We start from the raw sequence: 23,418 nt of genomic DNA, 5'->3' as shown, positions 1-23,418 counted from the left end.
CTTTATCCGTCATTTTTGAGGGCAATAGCGATATCGCCCTCTTATTCATTAAGGCGCAGTATCTGCTTCCAACTTAATCAAATAGACCAGCGCTTGTTCGCGGGTATCAAAACACATCTCGCGCTGAGCTTGCAGGCTGGCACAGACCGCTGGCCGAGCTGGAGAGTGAAAAATACCGCAACGCATCTGATCATCTAAATGCAGGCAACGGGTATTGGCGGGTTTGCCAAACGGCATACCGGGGATTGGGCTGGAAATAGAAGGAGCAATACAGCAGGCACCGCAATCTGAGCGACAGTCCATCAGCAGGCTCCTGTAGGCTGGTGGCAGAAGAGCGGACAATAGCAATCGCCCCACAGAACTGCCAGCACTATCCTTGAACAACCACTTAATAGCCGATCTAGCCTAGGGTTCCTCTATTACACCCCGCCCTTTCCCGCTGTTTTTTCAACCGAAGCGACTCGATTCTGTACGATATATAGACAGGATTCACACTCAGGAACCAGACTAATCACTAGCTAATTAATCAGCAGAAGTATATTCAGCTGTTTACAGTTTCAATCACATCTTGTACCATTGAGCTAGTACAAAAGAACTATTAACCCTAATTAGCGCTATTCCTAAAGTCATTAGAGTTGCAGGTAGGCAGCAAGCCAATCTCCTGCAACTTCAAGTACGAAGGGAATTTGGAGTTGTAAGTCGATGGAATTATCCCAACCTTTGTCACGACCTTCCGTCCTTGGCGGCGCGATGATTGTCGCCGGAACCGCAGTGGGTGCGGGGATGTTCTCAATCCCAATCGTGACAGCGGGAGTCTGGTTCAGCGGCTCAGTGATGCTGCTGATTTATACTTGGGCCTGTATGCTGATTTCTGGCCTGATGATTCTGGAAGCCAATCTGAATTATCCCACAGGGGCCAGCTTTCACACCATGGTGCAGGACCTGCTCGGTAAGGTTTGGAGCTCAATCAATGGGTTGTCGATCACCTTTGTGCTCTACATTCTGACCTACGCTTATATCTCTGCGGGGGGCTCTATTATCTCCCACACCCTGCAAAACGTGGCAGGGGTCGGCCAGACTACTGCGGGCCTTATATTTGCGGTATTAGTGGCATTTATCGTTTGGTTATCCACCCGTGCCGTGGATCGCCTGAGTACGATCTTGATCGGCGGCATGGTTATCACCTTTGTTATGTCAGTCGGTGATATGTTTGGCCATGTGGACAGCGCTGTTTTGTTCAATCAAACCGACAGTAGCGCCCGTTATTTGCCTTATGCTCTGGCAGCACTGCCCTACTTGCTGACCTCTTTTGGCTACCACGGTAATGTGCCGGGGCTGGTGAAGTACTACCAAAAAGACAGCAAAGCCGTGGTGCAGAGCCTGCTGTTCGGCACACTGATCGCGTTGGTGATTTATGTGCTGTGGCAGTACGCCATTCAGGGCAATATTGCTCGGGATGCCTTCAAACAAGTGATTGCCGACGGCGGCAATATCGGCAGCTTGCTGAAACAGATGGATAGCGTTTCTACCAGTCAAACCACCAGCCAGTTACTCAACGCCTTCTCTTATATGGCACTGGCTAGCTCATTCTTGGGAGTCTCCCTTGGTTTGTTCGACTACATTGCCGATTTCTTTAAATTTTCTGATGATCGCAACGGCCGTACCAAATCAGCGTTAGTCACTTTTGTACCACCCACCATCGGTGCTCTGTTGTTCCCAAATGGCTTTTTATACGCGATTGGCTTCGCCGGTTTAGCTGCCACCATTTGGGCGGTTATCGTACCAGCACTGATGGCACGCACCAGCCGTCGACGCTTCCCACAAGCCGTTTACCGAGCACCGGGCGGGCGCGTGATGATTGGCTTTATTATCCTGTTTGGCGTGGTGAATGCAGTGGCGCATATTGCCGCGCTATTGGGTATTTTGCCGGTGTATGCGTGAGGGTAATTTTATGACGAAAATCTTACTCTTTTTTGCGCTAGCTGCTTGCCTGAATCACGCCGCACGAGTAACTTGTCGCAACTTATCTTCAATCCTGATTGGCGGTTATTTTTATGGCAAGAGCTAACGAAATCAAACGTGGTATGGCAGTCAACCTCAACGGCAAATTACTGCTGGTGAAAGATATTGATGTGCAAAGCCCAAGCGCCCGTGGCGCGAGTACGCTGTATAAAATGCGTTTTTCTGACGTGCGTACTGGCTTAAAAGTCGAAGAGCGTTTTAAGGGTGATGAGATCCTCGATACCATCACTCTGACCCGCCGCTCAGTGAATTTCTCTTACATTGATGGCGACGAATACGTCTTTATGGATGATGAAGATTACACGCCATACAACTTCAAAAAAGAGCAGATTGAAGATGAGCTGCTGTTTATTCCTGAAGGCGGTATGCCGGGTATGCAGGTGTTAACCATGGACGGCCAATTGCTGGCGTTAGAGTTGCCACAAACCGTTGATATGGAAATTGTTGAGACCGCGCCGAGCATCAAAGGTGCATCAGCCAGTGCCCGTAACAAACCGGCAGTGATGAGCACCGGCCTATCTATTCAGGTGCCTGAATATATCAGCCCAGGTGAGAAAATCCGCATTCATATTGCGGAACGTCGCTATATGGGGCGTGCAGACTGATACCCATCATCTGGGTAAATTTTGGTTTATATATGTTAAGAGCCGGAAAACCGGCCCTTAATTTTTTAATATCCAAACCATACCCTATAGATTTCAAGGTGCGGGCAGGCGGCAAGCGAAATAATCCCGATGAGCTTACATCAGTCAGTGATTCGGTTGTTGAACGCAGCCAACACACCTGCAACTTGAAAGATGACGGATATATTATTTCAGCTCAGGGAAGAATGCTCTCTTAAGCGCCAACTCCACGCCCCGCACTTCAGCCAACCCTTTTAAGCGACCAATCGCCGAGTAACCTGGATTGGTTTTCTTGTGTAAATCATCCAGCATCTGATGACCATGGTCGGGTCGCATCGGGATCGGACGCATATCTCCCGCCGCTTGACGACGTTGCTCTTCGGTTAAAATCGCTTTAACCACGGAGTACATGTCGACATCACCTTGCAAATGACCGCCTTCATGGAAGGTTTTTGGATTCCCTTCGCGGCATGTTGAGCGCAAATGGGTAAAGTGAATGCGATCGCCAAAGGTTTCGATCATTTTCACCAAATCATTATCGGCACGCACGCCATAAGAACCGGTACACATAGTAAAACCGTTATGAATGCTATCGACGGTCTCTTTCAGCCACTGCATATCTTCAATGGTGGAAACAATACGCGGCAGGCCAAGAATTGGACGCGGTGGATCATCTGGGTGTACCGCCATGCGCAAGCCAACTTGTTCAGCAACCGGAATAATCGCTCGCAAGAAATAAGCCATGTTCTCACGCAGTTGCGCTTTATCGATGCCATCATACTCAGCCAGACGCGCGCGGAATTGATCCAGCGTATAGCCCTCTTCAGCACCTGGCAGCCCGGCAATAATATTGCCGGTCAGTTTGGCGATATCCGCCTCAGACATGGCATCGAAATAATCTGCCGCTTGCGCCTGCTCTTCAGCCGTGTAGTCATTGGCGGCGCCTGGACGTTTCAGGATATGCAGTTCGAAGGTGGCGAAAGCTATCTGATCAAAACGCAATGCTTTGGAGCCGTCCGGCAATTGATATTCCAGATCCGTTCGTGTCCAGTCCAGCACCGGCATAAAGTTGTAGCACACGGTATCAATACCGCAGGCAGCAAGGTTACGCAGCGTTTGTTGGTATTTTTCAATATGTTGCTGATAATTACCGCTGTGAGTTTTGATCTCTTCATGAATCGGCACACTCTCTACCACCGACCATACCAAACCTTTCGCCGCTAATTCAGCTTGGCGTTGTTTGATTTCACTCACCGGCCAAACTTCGCCATTCGGGATATGATGCAATGCAGTCACTACTCCGGTTGCGCCAGCCTGACGGATATCATCTAACGACACCGGATCATTCGGGCCATACCAACGCCATGTTTGTTCCATTTATTTTTCCCTTCTGCGTATGCGTAAACTGTTCAGGTGCTAAAAATGTTGTTATACCGATTTCCAGAGGTATCACTCAGCTTTATCCTTACTCTTTACAAGCCGAGTGTCAAAAAGCAAAACCTCATTGGTTGATCCAACTCACGAATATAATCAATATTGGACTTACCAATTTTATTTTCTGTCATATGGCTTTACACTGCAAGCCGATATTCATGGCAACAAACAAAAGAAAATGGTCGGTATGGTGTGGTTTTTTTTCTACAGATAGCCAACTAAAACTGGTCTAACAACTTTTTATTTGCCACCTTTTATGTCAGCCCTTGTAATCATCTGGGGTGAATGATTTTGGAGCCACGTATGAACACCATTGCCAACAGCACACTCCCCGCCAGCGTCCAGCGGCCCACTTATGATAGAACGGCGCTGAAAAGCCGTATTGTTCACATCGGTTTTGGCGCATTTCATCGCGCCCATCAGGCACTTCTCACTGATCGGGTACTGAATAAGCAAGGGGGTGACTGGGGCATTTGTGAAGTCAGCCTGTTTGGTGGCGACGTACTGATTCAAAATTTGCGCCAACAAGATCATCTCTTCTCGGTTCTGGAAAAAGGCGCGCAAGGGAATCAGGCCATTATTGTCGGTTCTGTCTGTGAGTCGGTGCATGCCCGATTGGACGGTATCATGCAGGTGTTGGAAAAATTAGCTGAACCCCAAGTGGCTATCGTTTCGCTGACCATTACCGAAAAAGGTTACTGCATCGAACCGGGCACCGGCCAACTGGATCTGCAAAATGCGTTTGTCCGCGCAGATCTTGAGATACCTGATGCCCCGACGTCCGCGCCTGGTATTTTGGTTGAGGCACTACGCCTGCGACGCTTACGTGGTCTGTCGCCATTTACCGTGCTCTCTTGCGATAACATTCCAGAAAACGGTCACGTGGTAAAAAATGCGGTGCTGGGTCTGGCGACGGCGCGTGACCCCGAGCTGGCACAGTGGATCAGCCAGAACGTCACCTTCCCTAACACCATGGTCGACCGTATTGTTCCCGCGGCCACGGCTGAAACATTACAGGAAATCGCCGACACCTTGAGCGTAGCTGACCCTTGCGGTATTGCCTGTGAGCCATTCATTCAATGGGTGGTTGAGGACAAATTTGTGGCGGGCCGCCCTGATTGGCAAGTGGCTGGTGTGCAGTTGGTCGATGATGTTTTGCCCTTTGAAGAGATGAAACTGCGTATGCTGAATGGCAGCCATTCCTATCTCTCATATCTGGGTTATCTGGCAGGTTATCAGCATATTAATGATTGCATGGCGGACGATAACTATCGCTTAACCGCGCATCGCTTGATGATGGATGAACAAGCCCCGACTTTGCGAGTCACTGGCGTTGACCTTAATGCCTATGCAGACCAATTGATCGAGCGCTACTGCAATCCGGCGTTAAAGCACCGTACCTGGCAGATTGCTATGGATGGTAGCCAGAAATTGCCGCAACGGATGCTGGATTCCGTACGTTGGCATTTACAGCATGGCGGAAGCTATCGTTGCCTGGCGTTGGGTATTGCCGGTTGGATGCGTTATGTCAGTGGCGTGGATGATAACGGTCAGGCTATTGATATCCGTGACCCAATGGCTGATAGCTTTAAAAAATGTGTCGCCACCAGCGAAGATGGGGTTGCTCGCGTACAAAACTTACTGTCGCTGAAATCGCTGTTTGGTGAGTCCTTGCCACAGCAGCCCGAATTTGTTCAGGCGGTCACTGAGGCTTATCTCAGCTTGCAACAATTTGGCGCGAAAGAGAGTGTAAAACGGTTGGCACAGCAGGCTTAATTTGACGAAAGTGTATTGGCTGAAATCGGTTTATTCAGCCAATACCTTTTATTGGTCAGTTACCTTTTATTCTTCAAGCTGATACGGTGCAGACTCAAACAGATAACCATCAAAGTCCGGATGGTCTGCATCAGAAAGCGCCAACAACTTCAGTTTTACATTTTCTAAATGTTGCCACATGGCTTGCTTGGCCGCTTTACTGTCGCGACGCAACACTGCTTGCAGGATTTTTTGATGGTCTTCCAGCCACTGCCAACGGTAGCTGAAATCAAGGGTATGACTGTGAGCGCCCTGCCACATTGCGCTGTTTTTGCGCGCTTGCCATGCCTCTGCCACCATATTAGCGAGCACGCTATTTTGTGTCGATTGGGCTAACAGACAATGAAACAGCTCATCAGCACTCTCATCTACCGCCCCGGCGGCCAAAGCGGTTTTTTCCTGCTCGATGGCCTGACGCATTTTGATGATATCGGCCTTGGTGGCCTGCATGGCGGCAAATGCTGCCACTTCACTTTCCAACAATTGGCGGGCTTGCAGCAGTTCGAACGGGCCGTAACCACTGTCGGCTGACTCACCCTCTGCAAGCAGATCTGGCACATTAACCACGTAAACACCAGAGCCTTTGCGCACCTCGACCAACTTCTCCAGCTCCAGCATGATTAGCGCTTCACGCACCACACTGCGGCTGACACTAAAATTTTCAGCGATATCACGCTCAGGCGGTAAACGATCGCCCAAATTGTATTTTCCGCTGACAATCGCCTCTCGCAGCTGACTGCCCACTTCCTGATATAACCGCATAACCTTATTTCCTGCATCACGCCGTTAGCATAAATATGCTAAATTGGCCTGACCAAAAGGGTGTCTGAATGATGAACAGTATATCATGCGGTCAAACAGCATCATGAGGTTTATCACGGTTTATCGAAGTGATAAACCGTGCCTTATATGCGACCAGGAATATTATTACCTAAAATGTTAAAGGTAAGTCACCGTCATGATTCCCAGACTACGCTGCGGGTTTAACCATTCCATACGGGAAGAAGCCAAGTTACCGGGTAGCTGAGAGAGCAAAGGCATATTACGTGAAAGAGTTTGTCGATGAGTCAGTGTTTCACCATCCCGATAACAGCTTGTCGTAATGGTTTGGCCTACTACTGCAGTATTACAAGGGCTATCTACAATGGCTCCATAAAATGTGATGGTGCCTGATACTGACAGGTTAGATTGCGCACTACTTGCAGGAAAAGAGATTATCCATGAAAACACTATTGCTAAGATAATTAGTACCCGACAATTGCTCATATTCACCTCGACTCTCATATCTGTCATTTTAAAGATAGAGGATTTCAAGCAGAGCAATGGAAATGTTAGAGCATTATTTATTGCCCTACTCGGTCTATAACTCACTAAAATACCTCGAAGAAGTGAATTATATTTCTTATCGGTGTATAACGATTAGGCAGGACTCCTACCTTTCCTAGGAAATATTCTCCATTTGCGCTTTTTTCGTTCAATAATAAGTTTACTCGGTGTTACATCCTTTGCTCATCGCAACCTTGAAAACCACCTTCACCTTGATATCTTATTGAAAATAAATTTAATATCAGAGGCACCCATATGACAAAAACAAACCTGATCACCGGCTTTTTGGGCTGCGGCAAAACCACCACGATTCGCCATTTGCTGTCACAAAAGCCAGAACATGAAAAATGGGCGGTGCTGGTAAATGAATTTGGTGAAATTGGTATTGATGGTGCGCTACTCGCAGACAGCGGCGCGGTATTGAAAGAAATACCGGGTGGATGCATGTGTTGCGTTAATGGATTACCAATGCAGGTGGGCTTGAATATGCTGCTACAACAAGCCAAACCGGACCGATTGTTAATCGAGCCTACCGGATTGGGCCATCCAAAACAGATATTGTCACTATTAACCTCCGATACCTATCTGCCATGGATTGATTTACGCGCAACCCTTTGCCTATTAGATGCCCGCCAACTGAACGAGCCTCGTTACACAGAGAATGAGAATTTCCGTGACCAATTGGCGGCGGCAGATATTATCGTGGCGAACAAGCAAGATACCTATAATGCAACGGATTATGCCGCACTACAGCAATGGCATGACCAACAACCCGTATCACGCCCACTCTATTATGCTGAACAGGGGAAAATTGATATTACCCTGCTCGATATACCGCACAGTAATAACGATGAATTACCCGATGGTGCACATCATCACAGCGTACAACGACAAAAAGGACTAGCCGCACTAAGCTTAAAAGCTACTGAGCCATGGCGTCGGGCGTTAAATCAGGGTCAAGGTTATCTGAGTTGCGGCTGGATATTTAATGCAGATACGGTGTTTGATACAGTTCCACTTCTGGAGTGGGTGCGATTAAATCCGGTGGAACGTGTCAAAGGGGTTATGCGTATTGCCGAGGGGACATTGGTGATTAATCGCCAAGGCGCTGACTTGCAAATAGAAACCCGCCAAATACCTCCGTTAGATAGCCGAATTGAACTGATCAGCGCATCTGAAGCAGATTGGAACAAATTACAGCATGAATTACTGAATATTCGGTTAGACAAAGGGGTATAATGCGCCCCAATTTTTCTTGGTTACACAATTCATACATTGACAATTTATAGGCCGCCGCATGACCCGTCGTAATTTACCGACAATATTACTGCTCAACCTGCTCGGGATTGCTCTATTTTTATCTTGGTATATCCCTGTGAACCACGGTGTTTGGTTTAAAATAGACTCGGCAATCTTCTTCTATTTTAATCAGCACCTACTCTCCAGCCCTTCATTCCTGCATTTGGTGGCGATCACCAATAATCGCGCGTTCGATGTCATCTCGCTAATGTGTATGGGGGTGCTCTACCTTTACTTCTATATGAAGGAAACACCTGCTGGCCGCCGCCGTTTGATCGTCACAGGGTTTGTTATGCTGTTAACCGCCGTTGTCCTTAATCAATTAGGTCATCTGTTACCGGTTTCACATCCCAGCCCGACCCTGACTTTTGAGAATATCAATCGCGTCAGTGAGTTAACAGGTATCCCGACCAAAGATGCCTCAAGTGATAGCTTCCCGGGCGACCATGGCATGATGTTGATGATTTTTGCCTGCTTTATGTTGCGCTATTTTTCCCGTGGGGCATTTGCCACTGCCTTACTTATTGTGGTTATCTTCTCGCTACCTCGAGTGATGATTGGTGCACATTGGTTCACTGATATTGCTGTCGGCTCGCTTTCGGTGGTACTGGTTGGGATGAGTTGGGTATTATTAACGCCACTTAGCGATAAAATAATTGATGCTATCAACCGCCGCCTACCTGGGGCAACAGACCTATAGCCTGCATCACAGTATATGAGGCAAAACAGTCTATTTTTGCCTCGCCCTTCATTCAATGTTCCCACTCATTTATTATCACCAAAGGGTTACAAATTCATCTATTCCTCTTTAATATAAAACCTTACATTATGTTACATTAACATTTAGTAAAATAATGGTTATAAAAGCTCTCGCCTTTTATTAATCATTACGGTAATCTCAAAAACGTTTGTGCTCGGATATCAGTATTTTCACCGCTGTCCTGATTAATATTGTGCGTTCCTGCACATTTATTCGGTTAAGTGATTGTCTCATCAGACCACAACCAATAATCTCGATTCGTTTGGCATTTTTGGTAGCGACATCCGTCGTAAGGACAGCAAGGGAAAACAACAACAATGGTCAAGTCTCAACCTATTATGAGATATATTCTGCGGGTAATTCCTGCGGTTGCAGCAGCGGTAATGTTATCAGCGTGTAGTTCACCACAGACTTCGAACTTACATAATTCGCAAACTGAGATGCGTGCAGTTAATGACAAAGATGGGCTTTTACTGCAAGCCTCTCAGGATGAATTCGAAGCGATGGTGCGCAACGTTGACGTCAAGTCGAAGATTTTAGAACAGTATGCAGGGTGGAAAGGGGTTCGTTATCGTTTAGGCGGTAGCTCCAAGCGCGGGATTGATTGTTCCGCATTCGTTCAAACGACTTTCCGTGAACAATTTGGTATGGATTTGCCGCGCTCGACCTCTGAGCAGCAGGATCTCGGTAAAAAAATCCAGCGTACTAAATTGCGCCCCGGTGATTTGGTGCTGTTCCGTGCAGGATCGACTGGCCGCCATGTAGGTATCTATCTAGGTAACGATAAATTTGTTCATGCATCGACCAGTGTCGGGGTGACCATATCGAGCCTAAATGAAGATTATTGGAATAAGCGTTATCGCGATGGGCGCCGAGTGCTAAGTAGCGGTTCGCGCAGCTAGCAAATTTTTATTCCTGTTGTCCGAGATACCAAACGAAATACTAAAACGCTGCCAATGGCAGCGTTTTTTATTGCCGGATACCGAACATTCCCACCTCTACCCCCCTTTCCGATCTGTTTGTAGGAAATCTCTTTTTTTGCTGAAAACAGCGAAACTCAAGAATTATCTGTGTAATATGCTCACCTCTTAACCAAGAACTTTCTGGCACTAAGGCATATCTACCAACGATTATCCTTTATAAGAATATGTAAATTGTATTAATAAGCTGAAAATTTGTTTTACTGGAGTATATTTCAAAATATATCAGTGAATATCGAGTTCACTATTTCACTTATTTGATGCATTTAATGAGCATCTTTTCTTTATATTGGATTAGATTGAAATTCAATTTGATAAGCTAATTAATGTCGATAACGCTCATTGGCAAACTGGTAGCGCGGCGCTACTAACTTACTTATACTCATATCACTTTATCGGACATGCTGAGGGGCGGCGTAACATGGGTTCAAGCAGTGCTTTCTCACGCAATATTCTATCCAGACGCCATCTTGTAAAAAAAAGTGTCATCCTCGCACTCTGTTTCTTTATTTGTTTTGTTATTATTACGTTGTCATTACTTTATCGCAGCAGCGAACGTAAACTAACAACACAAAGTGATCATATTATCACCTACTCGTCTCAGTTCCTGAATGAACTGACAACAACCATGTCTCAGCTTATACCACTGAGCACGAAGAGTTGCGAGCAAGCTAGCTCCGCCCTTCACTATCGTGCTGCATTTACCAATGGCGTCAGGTCATTCTTATTGGCGAGAGATGATATTGCTTATTGCTCTTCTGCGACAGGTAAAATGAGTGTGCCCGTCAGCGTGTTATATCCCAAAATTAATGTCTCCCAGCCGCTAGATTTTAAAATTCAGCAAGGCACGCCCATGATGCCAAATAAACCGGCAATTGGTGTCTGGCTGCGAGAAGCGGGTCGTGGTAATACCGGTGTATTGGCTACACTAGAATTAACCTTACATCCCTACTTGCTAATGAATTATTCTGATAATCAAGTCAATGGCTTAGCCATTATTATCGATGAATTAGCGATAACCACTTTTGATGCTAAAGTCGTACCGGTCAGCCAATTACCCTCAAGGGCGGCTCATGAGGTGCAATTACCCGGTTACCCGATTAAAGTCTTGATTTACCATACCAGTCTGACTGCGGATGATATTCGTATGTCCATATTGGGTGGGTTATTACTTGCGGGTCTAGTGGGGATCCTAGCTTATTATATTTTAATTGCCAGCCAAAGTGCTGAAGCTGAAATTTTGCGCGGAATTCGGCGTGGTGAATTCTTCGTTGAATATCAGCCAGTATTCCGCTCACATGACCGCACAATGTCGGGTCTGGAAGCACTTATCCGCTGGCAGCACCCTATTGAGGGGCGAATCTCACCGGATCTCTTTATTCCCTATGCTGAAGCTCAGCACCTGATACAACCACTGACTCGGCACTTATTTGAGTTAATTATCAAGGATTGCGAGTTAATGGCGGACCACATTCCGGCCGGTACTAAGCTTGCTTTTAATATTTCCCCAGTCCATCTGACGGATGACGAGTTCCGCAAAGATGTTTCTCACATGTTGCAGCAATTAAATACTGATATCTTTGCGCCGATATTCGAGATCACCGAACGGGGTATGGTTGAAGAAGAGTTAGCCATTAAACAATTTGCGTGGTTGCGTTCGCAAGGCGTACAAATCGCCGTCGATGATTTTGGCACTGGTCATAGCGCCCTCATCTATTTAGAACGTTTTACGTTAGATTATATTAAAATTGATCGTGGGTTTGTCAGCACTATCGGCGTTAATACTATGACGGCACCCGTATTAGATGCGGTATTAATGTTGGCTAAGAAACTGAATATTGAAACCGTCGCCGAAGGGGTTGAAACTGAACAGCAACTCCACTATTTGGCGCAGCACAATGTCAACTACCTACAAGGTTATTTGCTCAGCAAGCCGTTGTCTGTAGAGGATTTAATGACATTTTGCCATAAACAAAATAGCGAGCAAAAACCAATCTCATAATCATGAGCACAGCAGTCACTGGTACGCCAGTCAAACACCATCGAGCCCAGTCCGATAAGCGAACTCAGGCCAGTGATTGGGCAAATAATCATGGCTCACATCGCTGAAGTTTAAACTCCGATGGATATTATTGGCTTAATGTTTGCTTTACGCCCCTGCAAACTGGTAATTTCATTTAAGATTATTATTATCTGAATGAAATGCAGGAGATCACCACTAATATGTTGTTACGCCTATTTGCTGCCTTGGCGCTTTCGGCCCTGAGTTTTGGCCTACAGGCTGAAACTATTAAAGAAGGTGCTTCTTTTGCCATACTGGGCGAACCTAAGTATTCATCAGATTTTAGCCATTTCGATTACGTCAATCCGGCGGCCCCCAAAGGCGGCGATATTACGTTAGCCACTATTGGCACCTTTGATAACTTCAACCGCTATGCCTTACGCGGCAACGCAGCGATCCGCACTGAAAGGCTATATGACTCGCTATTTAGCACTTCAGACGATGAGATTGGTAGCTACTATCCGTTAATTGCCGAGTCAGCGCGTTTTGCCCCAGACTTCCATTGGATTGAAGTTGATATCAATCCCCGCGCCCGTTTTCATGATGACACCCCTATTACCGCGCAAGATGTCGCGTTCACCTTCAATAAATTCATGACCGAAGGCGTACCGCAATTTCGTATCGTCTATAAAGGTGTGCAGGTCAAAGCCATTTCCCGCCTGACGGTGCGTTTTGAATTCCCCGAACCCAATAAAGATAAAATGCTGGGCCTGTTTGGTTTGCCCGTAATGCCCGCCCATTTCTGGAAAGACCATAAGCTGAGTGATCCGCTGAGTAAACCGCCCATCAGTAGCGGCCCTTATCGAATTGGCAAATATAAGATGGGCCAGTTTGTTACTTATGAGCGGGTGCGAAATTACTGGGCTGCTAACTTACCCGTCAATCGGGGTCAGTATAATTTTGATTCTATCCGTTATGACTACTATTTAGACGATAAAGTGGCGCTGGAGGCATTTAAAGCCGGTGCTTTTGATTTCCGCGAAGAGACCTCGCCGAAAAGCTGGGCGACCCAATATGTGAGTGGCAACTTTGCGAAAAACTATATTATTAAGCAGGATATTGTCGATAGCTCCGCGCAAAATACCCGCTGGCTGGCATTTAATGTCCAGCGCCCTATTTTTAGCGATCGACGGGTTCGCCAGGCGCTGACACTGGCTTTTGATTTTGACTGGATGAATAAAGCTTTTTATTTCAATAGCTATCAACGTACCAATAGCTTCTTCCAGAACACCGATTATGCCGCGAAAGGTTATCCGGATAGCGCTGAATTGGCTTGGCTGGCCCCGCTTAAAGGCAAAATACCGCCAGAAGTGTTCACTCAAATCTATCAGCCGCCGCACACCGATGGCAGCGGTGACGCGCGGGATAATTTGTTAAAAGCGCGTGAATTACTGATTGAAGCGGGCTGGGAAGTCAAAAATCAGCAGTTGGTTAACAGCAAAACCGGTAAACCCTTTGAGTTTGAATTGCTGCTGCTGAGTGGCAGTAACTTCCAATATGTTCAGCCGTTCAAACATAATTTGCAGCGTTTGGGCATTACTATGACCATCCGCGAGGTTGACAGCTCTCAGTTTGTTAACCGCCTGCGCAGTCGGGATTACGACATGATCCCCACCGTTTACGGGGCCATGCCCTACCCCAGCCCCAATCTGCAAATATTCTGGGGCTCGGCTTATGTCGACTCCACCTATAACGCCCCTGGCATTAAAGATCCGGCCATTGATGAATTGATTGCCCAGATTATCAAACATCAAGATCAGCCAGAGGCACTGCTGTCACTGGGCCGCGCCCTTGACCGGGTACTGACCTGGAACCAGTTGATGATCCCAATGTGGTACTCCAACCATAGCCGCTTTGCCTATTGGGATAAGTTCTCAATGCCAGCGGAACGCCCCACCTATTCGCTAGGATTTGATAGCTGGTGGTTTGATGTCAACAAGGCAGCTCGCCTGCCAACAGAACGCCAATAGGGGGCTGTTGTGGGCGCATATTTATTACGGCGGCTATTGCTGATTATTCCCACCTTGTGGGCGATTATTACTATCAACTTTTTTATCGTGCAAATTGCACCCGGTGGACCCGTTGATCAGGCCATCGCCAATATTGAACTGGGTCATACCAGCGGCTATAGCACAGGCGCGGGTGATGGTGGATTGGGTGGCGCAAAAGTCGGGTTGAATGCGGCACAAGTGGGCGACAGTCACTATCGCGGCTCACGCGGGTTAGACCCGGAAGTGATTGCCGAAATCAAGCAGCGCTTTGGTTTTGATAAGCCGCTGCACGAACGCTATTTCGATATGCTGTGGAGCTACGTGCGCTTTGATTTTGGCGACAGCCTGTTCCGTGGCGAATCAGTAATGTCATTGATTAAGCATAGTTTGCCGGTCTCTATTTCACTCGGGCTATGGAGCACACTGATAATTTATCTGGTATCCATTCCCCTAGGGATTAGAAAAGCGGTGCGCAACGGCAGCGCCTTTGATAACTGGAGTAGCGCCTTAATTATTGTCGGTTACGCTATCCCTTCATTTTTATTCGCTATTTTACTGGTGGTGCTGTTCTCCGGCGGCAGCTATTTCGATCTGTTCCCGTTACGCGGGCTGACCTCCAGTAACTGGGACACGTTGCCCTGGTACGGCAAGATCACCGACTATCTTTGGCATATCACCTTACCCGTATTGGCTACCGTGATTGGCGGCTTCGCCACATTGACCATGCTGACAAAAAACTCCTTCCTTGATGAGATTCGTAAGCAATATGTGGTGACAGCTCGGGCCAAAGGGCTGCCAGAAGAGAAGATCCTGTACCGCCATGTGTTCCGCAATGCCATGTTGCTGGTGATCGCCGGTTTCCCAGCCACCTTTATCAGTATGTTTTTCACCGGCTCACTGTTGATTGAAGTGATGTTTTCACTGAATGGTTTAGGGCTGCTGGGTTATGAAGCCACTTTGCAGCGAGATTATCCAGTGATGTTTGGCACCCTTTATATTTTCACTCTGATTGGTTTGCTGCTGAATATCATTAGCGATATCACCTATACCCTGGTTGACCCACGGATTGATTTTGAGGGTCGCCACTAATGATAAAATTAAGTGCAATTAATCAGGCCCGCTGGGCGCGTTTTCGCCAGAATCGTCGTGGCTACTGGTCACTGTGGATCTTCCTGACGCTATTTATTATCAGCTTGTTTGCCGAGTTGATAGCCAATGACAAGCCGCTGTTGGTGAACTATCAGGGCAAGATCTACCTGCCCTTTATGGTCAATTACAGCGAATCTACCTTTGGCGGGATTTTAACCACGGCCGCTGACTACCAAGACCCCTATGTGCTTAACCGCATTAAAAATAATGGTTGGGCTATTTGGGCACCAATCCGTTTTAGCAATAACACCATTAATTTTGCCACCGATGTCCCCTTCCCTTCACCCCCCAGTCGCACCAATTTATTAGGCACTGATAGTACCGGCGGTGATGTATTGACCAAAGTAATCTATGGATTCCGTATTTCGCTGTTATTTGGCCTGACGCTGACCCTACTCTCCAGCGTGATTGGCATCTGTGCCGGGGCGATACAAGGCTATTACGGCGGCAGAGTTGACTTATGGGGCCAGCGGTTTATTGAGGTCTGGTCGGGTATGCCAACACTGTTTTTAGTCATTTTACTCTCCAGCATCGTGCAGCCCAATTTCTGGTGGCTGTTAGCCATCACGGTGTTATTTGGCTGGATGGGACTGGTAGGCGTGGTGCGGGCAGAGTTCCTGCGCACCCGTAATTATGACTATATCCGTGCGGCACGGGCCATGGGGGTACCTGACCGGACAATTATGTCGCGTCATATGTTGCCCAATGCGATGGTGGCAACACTGACCTTCCTGCCCTTCATTTTGTGCGGCTCGATAACCACCCTCACCTCACTGGACTTCCTCGGTTTTGGTTTACCCATGGGGTCACCATCCTTAGGTGGGCTGTTATTGGAGGGCAAAAATAATCTTCAAGCGCCCTGGCTTGGTATCACGGCATTCCTGGTCTTGGCGGTGCTGTTATCCCTGTTGATCTTTATCGGCGAAGCTGTACGTGACGCCTTTGACCCAAGTAAGGTGTACTGATATGGCGACCTCCCCGCTCCTGGATATTCAAAATCTCAGCGTGGCATTTCGCCAGGCGGGCGTTGACCGTGAAGTGGTCAGCGAGGTGTCATTGCAAGTCAATAGCGGTGAAACACTGGCGCTGGTAGGGGAATCTGGCTCAGGCAAGAGCGTCACGGCGTTGTCGATATTGCGCTTACTGCCTTCGCCACCGGTGGTCTACTCTGGCGGCGATATTCTGTTTGCAGGCCAATCACTGCTCCATGCCGATGAACCGATACTGCGTGGCATTCGCGGCAATCAGATCTCCATGATTTTTCAAGAGCCGATGGTGTCACTCAACCCGCTGCACACCATCGAGAAGCAGTTGGCCGAAGTGTTGTCACTGCATCGCGGTATGCGCCAAGAGGCGGCCAGAGCGGAGATCATTCAGTGCCTCGACCGTGTGGGCATTCGTAATGCTAAAGGCCGACTGGCTGATTTCCCCCATCAACTTTCAGGCGGGGAACGCCAGCGCGTCATGATTGCGATGGCGGTCTTGACCCAACCCAAATTGCTGATTGCCGATGAGCCAACCACCGCGCTGGATGTCTCGGTACAGGCCCAGATTTTGAGTTTGCTGAAAGAGTTGAAGCAAGAATTGGGCATGAGTTTGCTGTTTATCACTCATAACCTGAATATTGTCCGCCGACTTGCGGACAATGTGGCCGTGATGCGGGAAGGACGTATCCTAGAGCAGAATAGCCGTCAGGCGCTGTTCAGTGCACCACAGCACCCCTACACTCGCCAGTTATTGGATGCCGAGCCACAGGGCGATCCTTTGCCCCTGACGGCAGGACTCGCGCCGCTGCTTGAGGTCAAAAGACTGCAAGTGGCATTCCCCATTAAGCGTGGCTTATTACGCCGGACGGTGGATCACCACTATGCACTGAAAGATCTCAGTTTTGAGCTAAGACCCGGTGAAAGTCTGGGATTGGTCGGGGAATCGGGATCAGGGAAAAGCACCACCGGGCTGGCATTGCTGCGTTTGCTGCCAGCAAAAGGTGAGATTTGGTTTAACGGCCAACCGCTGCACCGTTTTACCCCAAAACAGATGTTGCCCTACCGCAGCCGCATTCAGGTGGTATTCCAAGACCCTTACTCGGCGCTCAACCCGCGCCTGAATGTTCAGCAGATCATCGCTGAAGGGTTAGAAGTTCATCAGAGACTCAGCGCCGCACACCGTGAACAACGGGTGATTAAAGCGATGGAAGAGGTGGGACTGGATCCGGTGAGTCGCTATCGTTACCCGACTGAATTTTCCGGTGGGCAGCGCCAGCGTATTGCCATCGCGCGGGCATTAATCCTGCAACCTCAATTGCTGATCCTTGATGAGCCCACCTCGTCACTGGATAAATCAGTACAGGCGCAAATTCTGGCCTTACTCAAATCCCTCCAGCAGCGTTACCAGCTCAGCTACCTGTTTATCAGCCATGACTTACAAGTCGTTCGCTCATTATGCCATCAGGTGATTGTGTTAAAGCAGGGGGAAGTGATAGAGCAAGGTGACTGTCAGGCGATATTTGCTGCGCCAAAACAACAATATACACAGCAGTTGCTGAAATTTGCTGACTAGCGGCGTCGGCATAGAAAGCGCCAGCATGTCGGGCCGACGATATCATTGATGAATAAATAAGGCCGACGAATAGCGCCGATGAACGCTTAATGGCGTATCAGAAGGGATAAAGTGCCGTCATGGTTTCGGCGATGGCGACACCGACATCTTTCAGGCGACACATAGCCGCACTCTCATCCTGCCGATGAACGAAGAGGCAAGGCTCACCTTCCCATTCAACAATCGCGGAGTCCACTTGTATCTCTTGAAGCGAGAGGTGGAGTCGCTGCATGATAATCTGCGCATGCTTGCCATCGTGACTGAGTAGTTTCAGCCCCATAAGGTCATTTTGGGTATCGTCTATCGCCGTCAGTGGGATCGGCTCAACATTGACCCCGATAAACCCAGTTAACCAACGGTAACTTTGCGGCAGACGATGTACTACCGAAAGTTGGATATTATTCACGTGTTTTTCCTAGTCAAAATAAAATTCAAAAATTACAAAGGCACCACAATGACTCACACTCACTAAAGTTATAGCCGCTAAATTGTCATTGTGCCTGATTCAAACTCCATCAAAACACAACATTGATAACAATTTAGAAACTTAAAACTAACAATGTTATTTTTGTGCTGTTTTTACGCTTTTTCAGCCCTTGCAGCTAAGGCTAAAATTGCCAGTTTGAGATTTAGATCCCACTTTTCGTTATATTTATACCTTTATGGCGCTCATCTCAACCATTTTTATTGCAATCTAGTTACCTAAGCGCTGCCAACATTTTACATTCGATGAACAATTAAAGGTAAAACTGGCGTAACAAAACCATCCTAATTAATTGATAAACATATAAAATAATGATTATTAGCTGCCATTTGATTGACAGAAATATCTGATAAAAACTTTTCGATAACTATTTGTCGCTTTTTTATATTATCACTCAAATAAATTAACAATATGAGTCTAAACATAACTATGCAACGAATAATGATACGCATGCTTACTATATTGATTAAGCGCAAATAACTGAGGATTATTCACCCCAATTAGGGCGATATTGAACAAAATAAATGCGTAGACAACGGAGATAATTGGCGGGATTGGATCGATAAGCTGGGTGTAAGTTGTGGATGTCAATGTTAGGTGTACATGATGGCAGTAAAGGGGAACGCCCTGCGGCGTCAACCCTTCACATTTTACTGGCTACGCTTTTTTCACCGTATCTTTGTGCGGGCGACTGGCATAGAGATACAACAACATGGCGACAATGATGCAAAATGCCATGGAGCTGACCATCGGCCAGGCACTACGGGAGGGAGCCATCGACAGTAGCGTTCCCACCACAGCACCGATACCAAAGCGTAAAGTCCCTGCCAGAGAAGAAGCCGTCCCCGCCATATGCGGGAAATCATCCAGAATAACCGCCATAGCATTCGAGGTGATCATCGCGATACAGCCGACATAAGCCGCCACCCCCAGTACCAATGCCCAGAATCCCAGCCCCGTGGCGCAAACCACCAGCAGCCAGATGCCCATCACGAATTGAACCAGCATGCCAAAGCGGAACATTTTCAGTGCGCCAAAACGGCGAACATTGCGGCTATTAATCAGCGTCATCAAGAACAAAAAGACGATATTCAGGGCAAAGTAATAGCCAAAGTTCTGTGGTGAAACACCGTTTAGATCAATATAAACGAAGGGACCAGCACTGAGGAACGAGAACATCCCAGCAAACGAGAAGCCGCTGGCCAGCATATAGCACAGCACCCGCTTATGGCGGAATAGCGTGGCGAAATTACCAATAGTCGTGCGCAGATGAAACCTTTGCCGCTTCTCTTTGGGCAGGGTCTCTTTGATATACAGCGCGACTAAGATTGCACCAATCAATGCGGCACCCGCCATGGTCCAGAAGATGGCATGCCAGCTAAACCACACCAGCAGTGCACCACCGATAATCGGCGCCAGCAGCGGCGCAATAGTCATCACCAAGACCACGAAAGACATCATTCGGGAGAAATCATCTTTGGTGAACATGTCGCGCATCAATGCATTAATCACCACACTAGCGGCGGCGGCAGATAAGCCATGCAGGAAACGCAAGTTAATCAGTTGCTCAATCGATTGCGCCATGGCACAGGCCATTCCCGCCAGCGCAAAGATTAGCGTACCCCAGAAGATAACCGGTTTGCGCCCTATGCTGTCGGCCATTGGCCCATAGAACATCTGCCCGATAGCAAACCCCAGCACATACGCACTCAGCGTCATCTGCACCGCGCCACTCTCGACGCCAAACTCCTGCGCAATAATAGGCATGCTCGGCAGATACATATCGATCGCCAGCGGCATCAGCATCGACAGCAAGCCCAGGATAAAGATTAAGCCAAAGTGGGATGTCCGGTTCTGCGCTTCATTTTGGTTACTGGCATGCACGTTCAACAACTCCTTCAATAACTTACGGCAGGTGATATCGACTGCGGACCGCGTGGGAGTAGCCCACCCACGCGACAACAGAAAACCCATTACAGAGGGGGAACGCCTACACTGGCAATCTCTTCAGCCGTGAGCGGACGGTATTCACCGGGAGCCAAATCGTCATCAAGTTTCATCGCGCCAATGCGTTCACGGTGCAGCTCTAATACTCGATTGCCAACAGCCCCAAACATGCGTTTTACCTGATGATAGCGCCCCTCGCTGAGGGTCAAGCGCACTAACTGCGGCTCGATAATGTCGAGTTGAGCGGGCTTGGTCAGGGAGGTTTCATTATGCAGCTGAACGCCGTCAGCAAATCGCTGCGCTGTATCTTCCGCGACCGGATGTTCCAGCGTCACCAAATAGGTTTTTTCGCAATGATGGCGTGGAGAGGTGATCCGGTGCGACCACTGACCATCATCGGTCATCAGCACTAATCCGGTGGTATCAATATCCAACCGCCCAGCAGCATGCAGCTTGTAAGCCACTGGCTCATCAAGGAAATAGAGCACGGTAGGATGATCCGGGTCTTCTGTCGAACACACATAACCCTGCGGCTTGTTCAGCATAAAGTAACGTGGGCCAAGGGTTTGCTGTAGTGGGTTGCCATCGAATCTCACGTCGTTCTCTGGTGTCAGCTTAATTGCACCACTTTTGACCACTTCGCCATCAATAGTTACCCGTTTGGCCCGCAGCTCGCGCGCTACCAACGCCCGGCTGACACCTAATTGCTGAGATAAAAACTTGTCCAATCGCATTGAATCTACTTTGCCTGTTGTATTGTCGTGCCGACGGGCACGATACCCGCAATCACACCTGCCAACGACGACAGAGTGCTAATAATACGGTATGAAAGAATGAAGCAGTAAAGTTGTATAGGGGAAAATCATTCGCTGCCTAACCGACTTGATTCATCAGTATAGCGGCGGTTGTCATATCATCCTAGGAACAGTTACTCAAAAAAACGTTATTGAGAAAGGATCCCCTGCTTATGCAGTGCACATCCTGTGCTTCTCGTTGATCACAGCCCGTGGCTCTCGCGTCGGCCACATCAGACAGGCATAATAATAGAAAGTTTTTCGTTATGAGGAGAGATAAATGTCACTCATACAATGCAGGAAATTGTTGCAAATGGTGAATGGGTTAAGCGCGATAAATCCCCCCACAGGGCAGGCGCTTTAATGGCTTTTACGCTACGCCCCTATCAGCAAGAAGCGGTAGACGCCACCCTCGCCCACTTTCGTCGTCACAGCGAACCGGCAGTGATTGTCTTGCCTACCGGCGCGGGTAAAAGCCTGGTTATCGCCGAATTGGCGAAACTGGCCCGTGGTCGCGTGCTGGTTTTGGCGCATGTCAAAGAGCTGGTGGCACAGAATCACGCCAAATACTGTGCCTACGATTTAGAGGCCGATATCTTCGCCGCCGAGCTACAGCAGCGCCAAAGTGAAGGGAAAGTGGTATTTGGCAGTGTGCAGTCTGTGGCACGCAATCTCCCACTGTTTGATAGCGCCTTTTCGCTGCTGATTATCGATGAGTGCCATCGTATCAGTGACGAAGATGACAGTCAGTATCAGCAAATCATCCAGCATTTACGCGCCACTAACCCACGGCTACGGCTGTTGGGACTGACGGCGACCCCCTATCGGTTGGGCAAAGGCTGGATCTATCAATTCCACTATCACGGCATTACCCGTGGTGATGAAAAAGCGCTTTTCCGCGATTGTATCTATGAGTTGCCGCTGCGTTACATGATTAAGCACGGCTTTTTAGTGCCACCGGAGCGGCTGGATATGCCGGTCGTGCAATATGATTTCAGCCGCCTGACCAGCAACAGCGACGGCATGTTCCGTGAAGCGGATCTCGATCGGGAGCTTAAACAGCAACAACGCATCACCCCGCATATCGTTAGCCAAATAATGGAGTACGCCACCCAACGGCGCGGGGTGATGATTTTTGCCGCCACCGTCGAGCACGCCAAAGAAGTGTACGGATTGTTGCCCAAAGGTGAGGCCGCGTTAGTGAGTGCTGGCACTCCCCCCGCCGAGCGGGATGCACTCATCAGCGCATTTAAGCAGCAACAACTGCGCTATCTGGTGAATGTGGCGGTGCTGACCACCGGCTTTGATGCACCTCATGTGGATCTGATTGCCATTCTGCGCCCCACCGAATCGGTCAGTCTATATCAGCAGATCGTGGGCCGAGGCTTGCGGCTCTCACCGGGTAAGGAGGATTGCTTGATACTGGATTATGCCGGTAATCCCCACGACCTGTTCACGCCCGAAGTGGGTACGAGCAAACCCCATAGTGGCAGTCAGCCAGTGCAGGTCTTTTGCCCAGATTGCGGCTTCGCCAATATCTTCTGGGGGAAATGTACTGAGTCCGGCGAGATTATTGAGCACTATGGTCGCCGCTGTCAGGGCTGGTTTGAGGATGATCAAGGCGCGCGGGCGCAATGTGACTACCGTTTCCGCTTCAAATCCTGCCCCCATTGTGGCGCAGAGAATGATATCGCCGCACGCCGCTGTCACCAGTGTCAGGAAGTGCTGGTTGACCCTGATGACATGCTGAAAGCCGCGCTGAAACTGAAAGATGCGCTGGTGCTACGTTGTGGCGGCATGAGTCTGGAAGCCGGCCATGACGTTAAAGGCGAGTGGCTGAAAATCACCTATTACGACGAAGACGGCACCCATACCAGCGAGCGCTTTCGCTTAACCACTGCTGCACAGCGGATGGCATTTGAGCAAATTTTCCTGCGCCCCCATCAGCGCGCGCCGGGTATTACCCTCAAATGGCAAACGGCAGCGGATATCATCGCGCAACAAGCGCTGTTACGTTATCCGGATTTTGTCGTTGCCCGTCGGCGTGGACAATGGTGGCAAATCAGGGAAAAGGTATTTGATTATCAGGGCCGTTTTCGCCGAGCTGATTCCCTTGCTTAAGCCGCATTTAGCC

General features: G+C 48.4%; 19 protein-coding genes. 12 read left to right on the top strand and 7 right to left on the bottom strand.

Translation table 11 applies throughout. The features are described from left to right. Window positions 1-48: 48 nt before the first annotated feature. Entirely contained in the window at window positions 49-303 is a 255-nt protein-coding gene (locus ACZ76_RS16085; protein WP_048619823.1) for a YkgJ family cysteine cluster protein, read from the bottom strand. 399 nt (window positions 304-702) lie between these two features. Between ACZ76_RS16085 and mtr the strand changes: the two genes are divergently transcribed. Further along, window positions 703-1,941: a tryptophan permease gene (gene mtr / locus ACZ76_RS16080; RefSeq protein ID WP_048619822.1), complete on the top strand. Its 1,239-nt coding sequence runs from the start codon at window positions 703-705 to the stop codon at window positions 1,939-1,941. Between the two features lie 113 nt (window positions 1,942-2,054). Further along, window positions 2,055-2,627, top strand: coding sequence for an elongation factor P-like protein YeiP (gene yeiP, locus ACZ76_RS16075; RefSeq protein ID WP_005274485.1), 573 nt, complete (start codon window positions 2,055-2,057; stop codon window positions 2,625-2,627). Window positions 2,628-2,831: 204 nt separating this feature from the next. Here the strand turns inward: yeiP and uxuA are convergent, their stop codons facing one another. Next, a complete protein-coding gene (gene uxuA, locus ACZ76_RS16070; protein WP_048619821.1) occupies window positions 2,832-4,022 on the bottom strand; it encodes a mannonate dehydratase in 1,191 nt (396 codons plus the stop codon). A 360-nt stretch (window positions 4,023-4,382) separates the two neighbouring features. On the opposite strand from uxuA, the gene ACZ76_RS16065 reads away from it, so the two are divergent. Further along, entirely contained in the window at window positions 4,383-5,855 is a 1,473-nt protein-coding gene (locus ACZ76_RS16065) for a mannitol dehydrogenase family protein (RefSeq protein WP_048619820.1), read from the top strand. A 66-nt stretch (window positions 5,856-5,921) separates the two neighbouring features. Here ACZ76_RS16065 and ACZ76_RS16060 read toward each other — a convergent pair whose 3' ends face one another. Together ACZ76_RS16060 and ACZ76_RS19720 are read right to left on the bottom strand one after the other, a co-directional pair. Next, a complete protein-coding gene (locus ACZ76_RS16060) occupies window positions 5,922-6,656 on the bottom strand; it encodes a GntR family transcriptional regulator (protein WP_048619819.1) in 735 nt (244 codons plus the stop codon). A gap of 177 nt (window positions 6,657-6,833) precedes the next feature. Continuing rightward, on the bottom strand, window positions 6,834-7,160 hold the full coding sequence (locus ACZ76_RS19720; RefSeq protein ID WP_050126265.1) for a type 1 fimbrial protein: 327 nt from the start codon (window positions 7,158-7,160) through the stop codon (window positions 6,834-6,836). 315 nt (window positions 7,161-7,475) lie between these two features. Here ACZ76_RS19720 and ACZ76_RS16050 point away from each other — a divergent pair, with 315 nt between their 5' ends. The 8 genes from ACZ76_RS16050 to yejF all read left to right on the top strand — a co-directional run bounded on the left by ACZ76_RS16050 (window position 7,476) and on the right by yejF (window position 18,020). After that, the gene (locus ACZ76_RS16050) at window positions 7,476-8,459 is read left to right on the top strand and encodes a CobW family GTP-binding protein (RefSeq protein WP_048619818.1); all 984 of its coding nucleotides are present in this window, start codon (window positions 7,476-7,478) and stop codon (window positions 8,457-8,459) included. Between the two features lie 58 nt (window positions 8,460-8,517). Continuing rightward, window positions 8,518-9,219: a phosphatase PAP2 family protein gene (locus ACZ76_RS16045; protein ID WP_048619817.1), complete on the top strand. Its 702-nt coding sequence runs from the start codon at window positions 8,518-8,520 to the stop codon at window positions 9,217-9,219. A gap of 377 nt (window positions 9,220-9,596) precedes the next feature. After that, a complete protein-coding gene (gene mepS / locus ACZ76_RS16040) occupies window positions 9,597-10,181 on the top strand; it encodes a bifunctional murein DD-endopeptidase/murein LD-carboxypeptidase (RefSeq protein WP_025378861.1) in 585 nt (194 codons plus the stop codon). A gap of 499 nt (window positions 10,182-10,680) precedes the next feature. Next, entirely contained in the window at window positions 10,681-12,261 is a 1,581-nt protein-coding gene (locus tag ACZ76_RS16035; protein ID WP_048619816.1) for a cyclic di-GMP phosphodiesterase, read from the top strand. Between the two features lie 221 nt (window positions 12,262-12,482). Then, window positions 12,483-14,291 carry an extracellular solute-binding protein gene (locus ACZ76_RS16030; RefSeq protein WP_048619815.1) on the top strand — a complete coding sequence of 603 codons (1,809 nt, stop codon included), beginning with the start codon at window positions 12,483-12,485 and terminating at the stop codon, window positions 14,289-14,291. Window positions 14,292-14,300: 9 nt separating this feature from the next. Beyond that, window positions 14,301-15,401, top strand: coding sequence for a microcin C ABC transporter permease YejB (locus ACZ76_RS16025; RefSeq protein WP_048619814.1), 1,101 nt, complete (start codon window positions 14,301-14,303; stop codon window positions 15,399-15,401). Beyond that, window positions 15,401-16,426, top strand: a complete 1,026-nt coding sequence (locus ACZ76_RS16020) for an ABC transporter permease (RefSeq protein ID WP_048619813.1) — start codon at window positions 15,401-15,403, stop codon at window positions 16,424-16,426. The genes ACZ76_RS16025 and ACZ76_RS16020 overlap by 1 nt, the downstream gene beginning before the upstream one ends. Window position 16,427: 1 nt before the next feature. Beyond that, a complete protein-coding gene (gene yejF / locus ACZ76_RS16015) occupies window positions 16,428-18,020 on the top strand; it encodes a microcin C ABC transporter ATP-binding protein YejF (RefSeq protein ID WP_048619812.1) in 1,593 nt (530 codons plus the stop codon). 97 nt (window positions 18,021-18,117) lie between these two features. Here the strand turns inward: yejF and ACZ76_RS16010 are convergent, their stop codons facing one another. From ACZ76_RS16010 to rsuA, 3 genes are all read right to left on the bottom strand, one after another. Next, on the bottom strand, window positions 18,118-18,465 hold the full coding sequence (locus ACZ76_RS16010; RefSeq protein ID WP_048619811.1) for a YejG family protein: 348 nt from the start codon (window positions 18,463-18,465) through the stop codon (window positions 18,118-18,120). 735 nt (window positions 18,466-19,200) lie between these two features. Next, the gene (locus tag ACZ76_RS16005; protein WP_048620332.1) at window positions 19,201-20,427 is read right to left on the bottom strand and encodes a Bcr/CflA family multidrug efflux MFS transporter; all 1,227 of its coding nucleotides are present in this window, start codon (window positions 20,425-20,427) and stop codon (window positions 19,201-19,203) included. 89 nt (window positions 20,428-20,516) lie between these two features. Next, window positions 20,517-21,224: a 16S rRNA pseudouridine(516) synthase RsuA gene (gene rsuA, locus ACZ76_RS16000; protein WP_048619809.1), complete on the bottom strand. Its 708-nt coding sequence runs from the start codon at window positions 21,222-21,224 to the stop codon at window positions 20,517-20,519. A 423-nt stretch (window positions 21,225-21,647) separates the two neighbouring features. On the opposite strand from rsuA, the gene ACZ76_RS15995 reads away from it, so the two are divergent. Continuing rightward, window positions 21,648-23,405 (top strand): DEAD/DEAH box helicase, encoded by a 1,758-nt coding sequence (locus tag ACZ76_RS15995; RefSeq protein WP_048620331.1) that lies wholly within the window; start codon window positions 21,648-21,650, stop codon window positions 23,403-23,405. Window positions 23,406-23,418 lie beyond the last annotated feature (13 nt).

The organism is Yersinia aleksiciae, assembly GCF_001047675.1.
GTDB classification, from domain to species: domain Bacteria; phylum Pseudomonadota; class Gammaproteobacteria; order Enterobacterales; family Enterobacteriaceae; genus Yersinia; species Yersinia aleksiciae.
Note: the sequence above shows the minus strand (reverse complement) of the source record. Positions and strands in the feature narration are given on the sequence as shown.